Below are 13,324 nucleotides of genomic sequence, written 5' to 3' on the forward strand. Positions count from 1 at the left end.
TTGTTAGCCCCTTAGCTTTAATTGCGCCGCAATACGGCCAGTTAGTTTTGGAACATAACGGAACATGGTGTAAAACAGCTTTCGTTTCAGCGGTATGTGTTCTTTTTTTAGCGCTAAGGGATAACAGCACTTAAAATTTCGGTGATAGCTTTTACGCCTGTTCTCGTTAATTTCACTTTTCACGCGCATCATTTCTGCATATCTTAAAATAATGTCGATGCAAATCTTTTCATAGGTTCTGTAAACAAGCTGGGGCTCATTTTCCTTTTCAAAAAACGTAATGCGCTCAACGTAGGCCAAAATCCAGTCATTTCTTCGGTTATACTGGGCAGAAACGTTTGTCACGTTCCCCATAATGCTGTTGGGCCGCTGATAGTAGTAATACAATTCGTCCGTCGTGACGGCCACTGTTTTACTCCGGTACACCAGTTTATATGTAACATATTCGTCCTCGTGAATCAGCCCCACAGGAAACCGTATTCCGTCAAACAGCTCTTTTTTATAAAGTTTGCAGCACGCCTGAGATTTGATCCGGTAGCCGCACAGGGCCTCTTTTGCCATGAAGCTTTGCGTCTTTACCAAGTTTTGCCGTTCTGAAAAACAGTCTGCGCTTCCCTTTTCATAGCCGCACTGAACGAGCTGAGCATCAAACTCTGATGCAAGCTCCATCATTTTTAACAAAAAATCTTCTTTTACAAAGTCGTCGGAATCCACAAACGTAATAAAGTCTCCGCAAACCGCGTCTATCCCGCTGTTTCTTGCCGCAGAAAGTCCTGCGTTCTGACTGTGGTGAATCACTCTTATTTTATCGTTTTTTCCTGCCAAACTGTCGCACATCTCACCGCTGCCATCGGTTGAACAGTCGTCAATTAAAATAAGCTCATAGTTGGGATAGTTTTGACGCAAAAGGGATTGAACGCACCGCTCTAAATAGAGCGCCACGTTAAAAACTGGAACGATTATGCTGACTTTGTTCAACCAACTACCCCCAAACAGGCAAAGCAGCGCTGCCGATTTGCCAAAAAGTTGTTGTTCCTATCCCCTGAGGTTTCAATATTCGCCCCTTTATCTTTCGCTCCTTAGGGTCACAAGCAACACCTCAGGGCCGTTAAATACTCTCATCTTCAATAAATTATAGTCACATCCCCGGCTGACAATCATTTTCGTGTGCCCTTCGTCATATTCCCCATAGGTATAGTCCGGGTGCAGTTCCATGTTCTCCCCCACCATGCCGCCCAGTCCGGGCAGCCGCACAATGCCGCCGTGCAAATGGCCGGACAGCATTAAATTCGTGTTTAAATCTTTGAAGAATGGGTAAAGGTTTGCACGGTGGCAGGCCAAAATGGAAAAACAGTCCGCATCATCATACAAACAGCCGTTCACAAACCACTTCATTTCTTCAATCTTCGATTCCCCTATTTTTCGTGTGGCATTGCCGGGGTCTTTTAATCCGATAATTTTAATGTGCTGATCTCCGCGCCAAACGTCCGTTGCCTCGTTTTCCAATACCTGAACATTCCACTCCCTTAAGGTGTGAACAATATAATCATACCGCGTGCTTTCCGACTCGTGGTTGCCGCTCACGGCCATCACCTGAGTATTTTCCGGCACGCGCTCTATCAGCTTTTCCAAGTTGTTAATTTTGTTGTCAGGAAGCTCGGTTAAATCCCCAGTCAATAAAATTAGATCTGGCTCCGTCTGCTTCATGTAGTCGCCAATTTGGTCGTAAAAACGAGAGTTATGGTAATCTGAAATTACCATAACTTTAAACCCGTCAAATTCCTTTGGTAGATCCTCCGACGCAAACCGGTATTTTGTTAAACGGACGTGCCGATTGTTCATCAGGTTACAGAAAAACACAATGAGGCACACCAAAAAAATGCTAAACACCACCACTATCCATGTTCTGATTACAATAGTTCTCTGCGCCATTCTTTTAACCTTTCGCGTTGTTACATTCTTTCAAATCCTGTATGTGTTCTATCACCGGCTTTGGTTTGGCATACAGATAGCCCTCCTGGCAATCTGCACCGATTAAGTCCGACAAATTTTTCTGCGTTTCTGTTTCTACCCTGGTGATAATGGTTTTTACGCCGGATTCCCGACATTGGTTAATAATGTCGCGGAACTTAATCGCCAAAGTGAGGTTGCTTTCTCCACCGCCTTCGCGCTCCATACTGGACAGGATATCCAGCTTAATACAGTCTGGCTTTAAGGCCTTAATAATTTTAATGTTGTTCACTGCGTCGTAGCGGTCAACGCACACCTGTGCGCCCAAATCCCGCAATACTGCCGAAGAGTATGCAATAGAGGAAGAATCGCTTCCCATAACCTCTACACAAATCCGCTTTGCAACCGCTTTGTTCACCTCTAAAATATCTTTCAAAACCTCTTCAAAGTCGCTGTCTTTCAATTCGTTAGCTTCACAGTTAATGTTCATTATATGGTCTGCAAATCCGGCCTTGTCAAACTCATGAATTTGGTCCACAACCTTGTTAATCAGCCATGCATTTAGCTGCCGCTCAAGCTTCAGTTTTTCAGCCATGGCAAAGAACTTCATGCCCGAAACTTCGCCAAGCTCTTTGCTGTTCCATCTCACATAAACCTCAGAGCGGCGACAGGAGCCATCCCGCTCAACAATGGGCTGGTATACCAGATAAAATTCGTTGAAATGGTTGTTTGCCTGCTGACACAAAAGCTGCTCTTCCCGCGATTCCGGTTCCGGTAGAGGCCCATTTTCAGACGGTTCTATGTCAGAAGGTTTTGCATTCTCCTCTTTTCCATGCCGATTGGCTTTAGGCCCCAAGAACTCGTAAATAATGGCAAAAATACAGCCTGCCGCCAAAGATACAATCAGCGCGATAATTAAAATCAAAGAAACCGGCAAATTCGATTCAACTGACGCGGAGGCGACATATTCTATATCGTTGGTTACAATTTTGTCGTAATAGTCTTCCAGCGTCTGGTTTGCAACCACCGCATAATCCTTTACTTTTTCAGCCAATTCCTGCAAAATGCTTTCGTTCACTTTAAGCAGTTCTTCTTTTGTTTCCGGCGGCACAGAGTCGTTTTTATATTCGTCAATCACCTGCTGATAAAAGTCCGTCTGACGTCCCATATTGGTGGACGTTGTGCCGGTGTTTGTGTAATTTAGAACAATATCGTCATAGGTGTTAATTACCTTTTCTAAATTAAAGTCGTAAATCATTTCGTCCTTTTCATTGGTCGCCCCAATTTTTGCCTGGGTTCCTGCGGCCTGAGCGTAAAGGCTTGAAGCTTTATATGCGTCATAAAAGGACGTAACCTCACGCTTATACATTTGCGACTTTTCATAGTTTACGTCGCGTTCTGTTGCCAGCTGCCTGATTTTGTTCTCATAGCTTTTGATAAGCATTTCTTTGTCGCGGCTGAGCAGGCCAACCCGCACGTTGGCATAATATTTACCATAATCAATATCTTTTAAATTTTGGTACATCTGTGAAAGCTCTGAAAAGGAATAGCCCGTCTTCAAAGACCGGAACTCCTCGTCGCCGCCAGCCATTGAGTCCAAATAATCGGTGATGATGTCCAGATTATTTTGAATTACCTCGCACAAATCCATATATTCCATGTTCTTGTAGTCAATAACGCCTAAAAAGTCGGAAATTTTTTCCTTGTTATAATACTGACTCACATACCAGTTGTCATATGCGGAAACAATTCTGTCGAACATCATGCCTCCGAATTCTTCACCTAAACCCGCGCCATATTCATATTTAATGATATATTCATCCGGAATAACTTCATATTTTTCGCCCTTTGCTGCGGCAGATTCTTTAATGTCAGTGTCCTGTGCCGTGATGACCTCGGAAATAGACATATTACTTCTGACCTTTTCGACCGTAAGGTTGTTGTCAATGTCTAAATGGTCTAAAGCGTCCGCCACAACCACCGGACTCATAATATCAAATACGTTCAGCTTATCGCCGTTGGGCGCTAAGCCCTCTTCCGCCCCGCTGTTTTTAAATTTTAAATCCAGCGTGCAGGTATAAGACTGCATACCGGAGGCGACAAAATATGTAGCAATTCCAATTAAGCAGACGAAAATTAAAATCTTCCTGAAATACTTCCGAATTATTTTTATAAATTCTAATATATTAACAGCGCCCATGAATCTACCTCCCCCATCGGCTTTTTATTTTTGATCTTCCGCAACCTTTTTCACAACTTCTTCTCTGTTCTTTTCAATTCTTCTGATTGCCGATGCGCCAACAATAATGTATAAAATCAGCGCCGCACCCGCGCCCAATGCAAACGCAGTGGCAAGTTTCATCAGAAAGGAAGAATTAATTAAACTGATATGATTAATATCTTTTGAAAAAATATCGTTGTTCCTGTGGTTGATGTAGTCGTCAATCGTCACGGAAGCGGTATTCATCAGCTCGTGATACTCTTTGTCAAATTCAGTAATAAGCGTTTCTGCCTTATCACAAAGCCGTGCATATTCGTCTGTGGTGGTTGTAACCAGGGAATATTCATACAGGTCGTTGTTGTCCTCCCGGATAGCCACGCTGTATTCCGCCGCCGCGCCTTCAGCCGCCAAAAGCTGCTGCACCACCGTGTCGTAGGCCGTTTTTGGTCTGGCCTGATACAGGCCGTTTTCTTCGTTTGCGGAAACCACAATCAGGTTTTCGGTAAATGTGTGGTCATAGTTCATCTGGGCATATTTATTAATCTGCATCTCGTCAGATTTTTTCAAATATTCTGTGGTATTGCTTTCAATTGCAATTTTCATCTTGTTGCTCAAAAGATTGATGTTTGAGGTTAAGTGAGAGGAATTAATAAAGCTTGAAAGCTGGTTTAACTTTTCATCCCGCAAAACCTGAAACGCGTTTTTCAGATCAAAAAAGCCAAGATTATTTTTCGGCGAAACAAAGCCATTGGAGTCGGTGTTCTGCGCAGTTAAATAATTCAGCGCAAAGTTCAGCTTCGAGTCGTAAACAGCCACCTTTTCGGAATAGTCATAGTCCGACATGTCCTCAACCGTCACCAAGTTGATAAAGCCGTTTCCCCCGGCATGGTTTTCTTTTATAAATTCTGCATTTTTCTTCATCAGCTCTTCTAAAAACTCTGCACTGTGGTCGCCCTCTAATAGCCCGAACAGGCTTTGTGGGCGGGTAATGCTGAATTTTAACGGCTGCGCAAAATAAATTTCATATTCGCTGCCATAGTAGGAATAGTCGCTGCCCTGGGTGCGCATATAGTTAACGGTGGTCTGCATGGACTTTTCCAAGTAGTTATAAACATTAATATGCTCTAAAAGGTCCTCAGGCTCATATTGGGTGTAAATTCCCTGCTCCTGCAGCGATTCTAAAGCTTCTCCCACCCGGTCTTTATTAATCAGGTCATAGGAGGAAAAGCGTGTTCCGTCCGGATATTTGCCCAGCGAAATTTCTGGGAATACAAAGGAAAGATGCGCACTGGACAGATAAAAATTGGAATACAAATTTTTAATTGCAAAAACACCGGACACGATAATGCCGCCGATCAAGCAAAATGCAATCAGTCTTCTATATCTGTTCCGTTTGGCTGTGCGCATTTGTTTGTTAATGCCGCGTACAAGCTTGTTATTCCTTTTCAGTTTAATTTTGATAGACAAATTTGTTTACACCTCTCTTTTGGGGCCAGTTCATGCGCTGACGCCTGTTTTTGTGTCATACAATGCTGTATCTTCGCCCTCCGCCATATCTTTAATAAACATGGTCCGTGAGGTTAACAGAATTATTTTAATATCTAAAAAAATGGAATAGTTGCTGACATAAAGCAGGTCGTAGCAGGTTCTGTCCTGAATGTGCGTGGAATATTTCCCGTAAATGTGCGACAGCGACGTAAGGCCTGCCTTCACAGCAAACCGCAGATCGTAATTGTCGAACTCCTTTTCAAACTGTTCCACAAAAAAGGGACGCTCAGGCCGCGGGCCAACAACGCTCATTTCGCCTTTTAAAATATTAAACAGCTGCGGGAGCTCGTCGAGCCGCATGGCGCGCAGAACTCTGCCCACCTTCGTAATTCTGGGATCCTCTTTCACCGCAAAAACCGGGCCGCTTAGTTTCTCAGCATCCTGCACCATGGTTCTGAATTTATAAATTTCAAATTCCCGTTTGTTTTTCGTTAGCCGAACCTGTTTGTAAAGCACCGGCCCGGGAGAAGTTGTTTTAATGGCGATTGCAACAATTCCCATAGGGATTGCTGCAAAAATTAAAGCAACAAGGACAAAAATAAGGTCAAGGGAGCGTTTTAGAAAACGGTTTACTGTGCTCATGTTGTCGCTTCTCATGTGAAAGGTTAAAATATCGTCAAAGCGCACCAGCTTCGAGGTTTTATAGTTAACGGTCGATAGCTTCGGCACAATATACAGTTCTTTCCCCATCTGATAGGCCGCGTCACAGAACAGCCTGTATGCGTCGTCCGACACGTTGTCTAAAATGCAAATTGCGTCATACTCTTTAAATTTTACGTTAATATACTGCTGAATAATGCTTAAATCATCGGTGTCAATCTGTTCATACCACGAGTCGAAACCAAGCTGTGCACCATATTTAATTCGCCTTAAACGGCTTGTGTCATCTGTGGTGCTCTCCAGCACTAAGAGCCTGGGCTTTTCCTTTTTTGTACCTTTGCGAAGCCAATCATGAATCATCAGATTATAAAATTCCAACAAAATTACCGTTACCGCCACCGTAACAAGCTGAAACAGCAGCATTTGTGTATTCCGGTAAACAATCAGGCCGGCGGCAATCCATATAATGCCGGTGTAAATGCCTGACAGGATAAACGTCACCTTTTTTTCCTGGCGGCTGATTAAAATATGTGTATATTCCTCAAACACATATAAAAACCCCATCATACACACCAAATAGAACAGACAGTTGTATAAAATATGCACATGGCTGATGGCATTGTGCCAATAATACTGGTCGAACACAACGCCTAAAGCACATGCACCCAGCAGAATAATGCATGAGTCTATTAAAAATCGAATATGCCGCTCGCGGTCTAAATTATTTTTGCGCATTTCCTTCCACCCCTTGAACACCTTTTGAATATACAGTATCCTTCAATGTCCGAAAAAGTTTTGACACGGTGAGCAGATAAGGCCGAAACCACGCCACTACAACAAAAAACGGATTTTTCATTTCCCAGTTTTTTAAATTGTCAATCATCATTGAGGATATGTATCGGTTGGCGTTCCATTTTTCCCTGAAAGATAGACTGCTGCCGGTTAAGTTCCCCTTTTCGCGATAGTAGTGGTACATAGGGGCAGGAATATACACATATCGTGCGGCCTTTGGTATCAGCCTGATGCAAAAAGCCAAATCCTCCCCGGTTTTCAGTTTTGTGTCGAACCGAAGGTCTTTCACCAAATCCCGCTTTATCAGCTTCATGCACACATGATTCATTTTCATGCCGGTCATCATGCGCCAGTAAATTTTATAAAACTGCTTCCGCTCCAGCATGGTAAACAGCTTAAAAATGCTGCCTGGAACATAGCCACCGCCGTTAGCGTAATTATACTGGTATTTACACTGCACAATTTCTGCACCGTACCGCTGTGCACAGTCTAAAAGGGTTGAAAGCATGTCGCAGTCCCACCAGTCATCCGCATCTAGAAAGGCAACATAGTCGCCGCCAGCCAAATCCAGAGCACGGTTCCTCGCAGCTGCAACGCCTAAGTTATTGTCGTTTGAAACAACCATAAAACGCCTGTCGTGCTCTGCATAGCTTAAAAGCCTTTCCAAGCTGCCGTCGCTTGAAGCATCGTTCACCAAAATTGCCTGCCAATCGGAAAATGTCTGGTTCAATATGCTGTTTAAGCACCTATCTATTGTTTTCTCCGCCTGGTAGACGGCAACAATAATCGTAACTGCTGGCTGCTTCACATTTTCCCCTCTTTCCGTTCAGCGGTATAGAATAAACTAATTTTTTTACATACTTAATTTATAGTATACCACCGTACAAAAGTCTTGTCAATAGTTTCTAAACATAAGTATGTCAGAATTTGTCTTAATTTTCCATGCCTGCCAATGACCAAAACTAATACCAAATTCGTGCAACAAAAAACCATATGGTTTCTAAAAACATATGGTTTGAAATGTTATGAGCCGATCAAAGAGTTCGGTTTCATATTAACTTTTTACACACGTTTCTCCATCCAAAACCTCCGGGTCAATTTCCCCTGCAATAAATGGCGCTACGTCTTTTATCTGAATGTCCAGCGTGTAGGCAAACTCCTGATGTATCAAATTTTCGGCGTTTTCCATAATTTTTTCATCACACACATGCAGCTTCTTGCCCTGACCTGCAAGCTCCTTTTGCTTACTCCAAATCGCCGCAATCATACGCATTACCTCGGTGTGGGAGCCTTGCTTCAGAACCTGAGAAAAATGCTTCTGGCGCTCTTTGCTGTCTGAAATCCAGCTGCTGCCGGGCTTGTTTTTAATTTCGCAAATCAGATCGTGAATCTCTTGTTTGGACATTACTTTTCTAAGCCTTACCTTTTCATTGTCAACAGGCAGAAAAATTGTGGTTCCGGCGGTTCCGTAAATTGGGGTCATTACGTAATAAAGTTTCGGTTCCGCGTCCTGAAAGGATTCTTTTCTGATGTCTGTAATTTTGCAAACACCCTGGCTGGGGTGCATGACCATTTCATTTTTTTGCACGCTGTATCACTCCTTTAATACATTGTATGCCAGATTGCAGATGAAAGAATAAAAAACGTGTAATCTGCAACCGGACTTACGTTCCGCCAAGCAGACTACACGTTTCAGTAATTTCATTATAGCACACTTTCAGTAAAAATTCAAGGAGCAAAATTTACAATTTAAACGGGATTAGCGCCAAATGGAACAAGCATCTTGATTAAAAAGGTGTTTGCCTTTACATTATTTTAACCTGTTATATGCACCCCGCACTGTAAAGCAACTCGCCTGTAAAGTTGCTTGCTTTACATCAACCAATCACGCACAACGGGCTATTCAACTGTAGTTCAGTCTCAAGCTTCACCAATTTTTCGCCGTCTACCTGAAAAAAAGTCACGTTTCCGCTGTCTTCATTGGTGCAGACCAAAAAATTGTCAAACAGGTTAAAATCCCGGGGGCCTCTGCCGCCGCAGGGCGTAAGGTTTAAAAGCTTTAGCTTCCCATTATGAAAGGTTAAACACGCAATGGAATTGTGGCCCCGGTTAGAAGCGTAGATAAACTCGCCCCGCACCCGAATTGCCGCCGCGGTGTTTTGACCTGTAAAGTCTTCCGGCAAGATATTCGCCGTATCTAAAAGCGAAAGCTTGCCGTTTTCGTAGGCAAAAGCCGAAACAGACGACGCAAGTTCGTTCACACAAAAAAGCTTTTTCCCATCTTCAGAAAATGCCAGATGGCGCGCACCGCTACCGGCCGGGACATAGGCGGTCGACACCTCGTTTAGCTCACTGTCGTAAACCGTGATGGAATCCTGACCCAAATCGGTTGCAAGAATATATGTGTTGTCCGGCGACTGCCCTACATAATGGGTGTGCGGCATGTCCTGCCGCACCTCATTTGGCCCGCATTTGTCTGTGTGGGTTACCACCGTTTTGGGAAGATGAACAACATTTCCCGAAAGGTAGTTTGCCACATAAACCTGTTCCTCCTCAGTCACGCACAGATGGCAGCCGCAAACGCCGTGAACCGGTACAGTGGCAATGCAGGTATGCGGTTTTCCCGTCTGGTCAGTTTCATAAACCGCAAGTCCGCTGACATTTCCGCAAAACGGCTCCCGCAGCAAAACATATAGCTTTCCGTTCTTTTTTGCAAGATACATGGGCCTATCGGCAGGCGTTTTTAACAGAAGCTCCGCTGTGCCGTCAGAATGGAGCCGATAAGTATATACGCCTCCGTCATGAACACAGTCTGCAATGTAAATATTATGCATGGCCGTCCCCCCCGCCGTCGGTTACAGATTCCTGTATAAGCGCATCCTCCGGTGCAGCCGGCGTTCCAGATTCAAAGGGAAGCACAATGGTGAAAGTGCTGCCCTTCTCCTCCTCACTGGACACCTCAATGTAACCGCCGTGCAGTTTTACGGCATCCATTGCGATGGAAAGCCCCAGCCCCGTGCCGCCAGTGTCCCTGGCACGCGCCTTGTCCACGCGGTAGAACCGGTCGAAAATCTTTTGAATTTCTTCTTTTGGAATTCCAATTCCCGAATCGGATATGCGAATTAAAATGTTTCCTAAGTCGCGCAGCAGCTCTAATTTCACCGTACCGCCGTTTTCTGTATATTTAATGGAGTTGTCCGCAATGTTATAAATTGCTTCTGTCATGCTGTCGCGGTCTATCGGCATCATTAAATCATCGTCCGGCCGCGTGTAGATGAAGTTAATTTGCTTGTTTTCCGCCAAAGGTTTTAACTTTTCACACACCTCGCCAGCAAGCGCCGTGACAGACACAACCTCCACATTCATGTTCGTGTGGCTCTGATCCATTTTGGTCAGGTCTAACAGTCTTTGAATAATGCGCGTCAACCGCTCCACTTCCTCATTCATGTCCGTTAAGAACTCCCGCAGGAACTGAGGGTCTGGATTTTCTGTCTGAATCAGAGAGTCTGACAACAGCTTGATGATAGAAAGCGGGGTTTTCAGCTCGTGGGACGCATCGGACACAAAGGCCCGCCGTTTTTCCTCCAGCTCGGCTACCCGGTCAATCAGTTCATTAAACGCAGTCACCAGCTCACCGATTTCGTCTTTGCTGCTGACTTCGCACTTTTGCAGCTTGTCCTTCGGCATGTTTTTGATAAACCGCGTCATCTTTTCCACCGGCATGGTTAAAACGCTGGCCATAGACGTTCCGAAAATGATGACAAACAGCACCAGCACGGCGCCGAAAATTAAAATAGCCTGGCTGATATGCTCCACAATGCCGTCGATGCTGTCGCCATTTGCCGTAACCAAAACCGCACCAACGGTTTTAGCATTGCGGATAATGGGCACAGCGGCCTCAATGTTCCACTTTCCTTTTTCTTCATAGAACCCCGCACTGTCCTTGCCGCTTAACAGCACCTCGGTCACCGGAGAATAGATGAAAAGCTTACCCTCGTAGCTCCCCTCGCTGTAAGAGTCGTAGTAAACCCTGCTCTGGCTGTCTAAAATCATGGCGCGGAACCCCACCTCAATGGGCATGGTCTCCATTTTTTTCTCAATTACCTGCTCGTCAAACCCGTCTATCTGAACGCTAGCAATTACGTTTGCCCGGGTTAAAACCTCCAGCTTTTTCTGGTCTAACAAATAAGTTCTTAACGTCCCCAGCATATACGTTCCGATTACCACCAGAACAATTACCACAATGATAATATATGTAGCGATTATTTTGTTTTTAATGCTGAAAAAACCATCTTTAAACTTCTTTAAAATAGTAACCTACCCCCCATTTTGTGTGGATAAAACGGGGCTCGGCAGGATTTGGCTCAATTTTTTCCCTGAGCCTTCGCACATGGACGTCCACCGTTCTCACGTCGCCTGGATAGTCATATCCCCAAACAATGTCCAAGAGATTTTCCCTGGAATATACCTTGCCAGCGTTGCACACGAACAGGTCGATTAAATCAAATTCTTTTGCCGTCAGCTCAATAATTTTTTCTCCAATTGTTACCCGGCGCAGGTTATAGTCAAGCGTTACACTGCCTACCGTGATGGTAGATTCCTGCCTGTCAACACCGTCTGCCGGCGTCATGCGGCGCAAAACAGCTTTAACGCGGGCCTTTAGCTCCAAAATATTAAACGGTTTTGTCAGATAGTCGTCAGCGCCGTATTCCAGGCCCAAAATCTTGTCCATATCCTCATTTTTTGCCGTTAGCATGATAATCGGTACATTTGAAAACTCGCGCACTTTCTGGCAGACGGAATAGCCGTCAACCTTAGGCAGCATCAGGTCCAAAATAATCAGGTCAATGCTTTTGTCATACGCCGCCTTAATTGCTTCCTCGCCGTCATATGCGCAAACAACCGTGTAACCGTCCTGCTCAAAGTTATATTTAATGCCTTTCACCAACAGCTTTTCATCATCAACGATTAGAATTTTCAAAATAGTACCCTCCTGTTCATGTTTCATTTTTATTTTACAGCCGCTTTTAGCACCTGAACCTTATCCAGCCGCTCCCAGGGCAAATCCAAATCGTCCCGCCCAAAGTGGCCGTATGCCGCCGTCTGTTTGTAAATCGGCCGTCTTAAATCCAACATTTTTATAATTCCCGCCGGGCGCAGATCGAAATGTTCTTGAATCAGCGCCTCGATTGTGCTTTCAGGAACATGGGACGTGCCAAAGGTTTCCACTGAAACCGACACGGGCTTTGCCACACCGATGGCATAGGCAATCTGCACCTCGCAGCGGTCGGCCAAGCCTGCCGCAACCACATTTTTCGCCACATATCTGCCAGCGTAGGCCGCGCTTCTATCCACCTTTGTGGGGTCTTTCCCAGAAAATGCGCCGCCGCCGTGTCGGGCATAGCCGCCGTAGGTGTCCACAATAATTTTTCTGCCAGTGTGGCCTGAGTCCCCGTTAGGGCCGCCCACAACAAACCTACCAGTGGGATTTATGTAATAGTTCGTTTTTTCCGTTAACAGCTCTTTTGGAATAACGGGAAGAATGACCTTTTCAATAATATCCTTTTCTATGGCATCGTGGGTCACATCCTCCGCATGCTGGGTTGAAATAACCACTGTGTCCACATAAAGGGGTTTTCCGGATTCATCATATGCCACGGTGACCTGAGATTTGCCATCCGGTCGGATATAGCCGATTTCTCCGGACTTGCGCACCGCCGTGAGCCTTCTTGTCAGCTTGTGCGCCAAGCTGATGGCCAACGGCATAAATTCTTTTGTTTCGTTGCAGGCATAGCCAAACATCATGCCCTGGTCGCCTGCGCCAATGGAAGCAATATCATCTTCCCCCGCCTTTGCCTCTAAGGATTTATCTACCCCTAAGGCAATGTCGGCAGACTGCTCGTCAATTGCCGTGATAACTGCGCAGGTGTCGCAGTCGAACCCATATTTTGCTCGGTCGTAGCCGATTTCACGAATGCAGCTGCGCACGACTTTAGGAATATCTACATATGTAGTGGTTGAAATTTCACCCACCACCAAAACCAACCCCGTAGTGACGGTAACCTCACAGGCCACCCTCCCCTGGGGATCGTGCTTATAAATTTCATCTAATATGGCGTCGGATAAAATGTCTGAAATTTTGTCCGGATGTCCCTCCGTAACAGACTCCGACGTAAATAACTTCACTGCCATAATTTTCATCTCCTGTACTAT

11 protein-coding genes are annotated in these 13,324 nt (G+C 44.9%); all 11 read right to left on the reverse strand.

Annotation, left to right across the window (positions count from 1 at the left end; genetic code table 11):
• Positions 1-3: 3 nt before the first annotated feature.
• On the reverse strand, positions 4-978 hold the full coding sequence (locus tag H8698_RS02295) for a glycosyltransferase family 2 protein (RefSeq protein ID WP_249311003.1): 975 nt from the start codon (positions 976-978) through the stop codon (positions 4-6).
• 87 nt (positions 979-1,065) lie between these two features.
• A complete protein-coding gene (locus H8698_RS02300) occupies positions 1,066-1,932 on the reverse strand; it encodes a metallophosphoesterase (RefSeq protein WP_249311004.1) in 867 nt (288 codons plus the stop codon).
• Positions 1,933-1,936: 4 nt separating this feature from the next.
• Complete coding sequence (locus tag H8698_RS02305) at positions 1,937-4,150, reverse strand: EAL domain-containing protein (protein ID WP_249311005.1); 2,214 nt, start codon at positions 4,148-4,150, stop codon at positions 1,937-1,939.
• Positions 4,151-4,174: 24 nt separating this feature from the next.
• On the reverse strand, positions 4,175-5,638 hold the full coding sequence (locus H8698_RS02310; RefSeq protein ID WP_249311006.1) for a hypothetical protein: 1,464 nt from the start codon (positions 5,636-5,638) through the stop codon (positions 4,175-4,177).
• Between the two features lie 30 nt (positions 5,639-5,668).
• Entirely contained in the window at positions 5,669-7,054 is a 1,386-nt protein-coding gene (locus H8698_RS02315; RefSeq protein ID WP_249311007.1) for a sugar transferase, read from the reverse strand.
• Positions 7,041-7,919 carry a glycosyltransferase gene (locus H8698_RS02320; protein WP_249311008.1) on the reverse strand — a complete coding sequence of 293 codons (879 nt, stop codon included), beginning with the start codon at positions 7,917-7,919 and terminating at the stop codon, positions 7,041-7,043. Before H8698_RS02320 ends, H8698_RS02315 begins: the two co-directional genes overlap by 14 nt.
• A 246-nt stretch (positions 7,920-8,165) precedes the next feature.
• The gene (locus H8698_RS02325; RefSeq protein WP_249311009.1) at positions 8,166-8,699 is read right to left on the reverse strand and encodes a CarD family transcriptional regulator; all 534 of its coding nucleotides are present in this window, start codon (positions 8,697-8,699) and stop codon (positions 8,166-8,168) included.
• A gap of 289 nt (positions 8,700-8,988) precedes the next feature.
• Positions 8,989-9,945, reverse strand: a complete 957-nt coding sequence (locus tag H8698_RS02330; RefSeq protein WP_249311010.1) for a lactonase family protein — start codon at positions 9,943-9,945, stop codon at positions 8,989-8,991.
• A complete protein-coding gene (locus tag H8698_RS13355) occupies positions 9,938-11,338 on the reverse strand; it encodes an ATP-binding protein (protein WP_249311011.1) in 1,401 nt (466 codons plus the stop codon). The genes H8698_RS02330 and H8698_RS13355 overlap by 8 nt, the downstream gene beginning before the upstream one ends.
• Before the next feature lie 67 nt (positions 11,339-11,405).
• Positions 11,406-12,095: a response regulator transcription factor gene (locus tag H8698_RS02340; RefSeq protein ID WP_430393563.1), complete on the reverse strand. Its 690-nt coding sequence runs from the start codon at positions 12,093-12,095 to the stop codon at positions 11,406-11,408.
• A gap of 26 nt (positions 12,096-12,121) precedes the next feature.
• The gene (gene metK / locus H8698_RS02345; RefSeq protein ID WP_249311012.1) at positions 12,122-13,303 is read right to left on the reverse strand and encodes a methionine adenosyltransferase; all 1,182 of its coding nucleotides are present in this window, start codon (positions 13,301-13,303) and stop codon (positions 12,122-12,124) included.
• Positions 13,304-13,324 lie beyond the last annotated feature (21 nt).

This window comes from Congzhengia minquanensis (assembly GCF_014384785.1).
GTDB lineage: Bacteria > Bacillota > Clostridia > UBA1381 > UBA9506 > Congzhengia > Congzhengia minquanensis.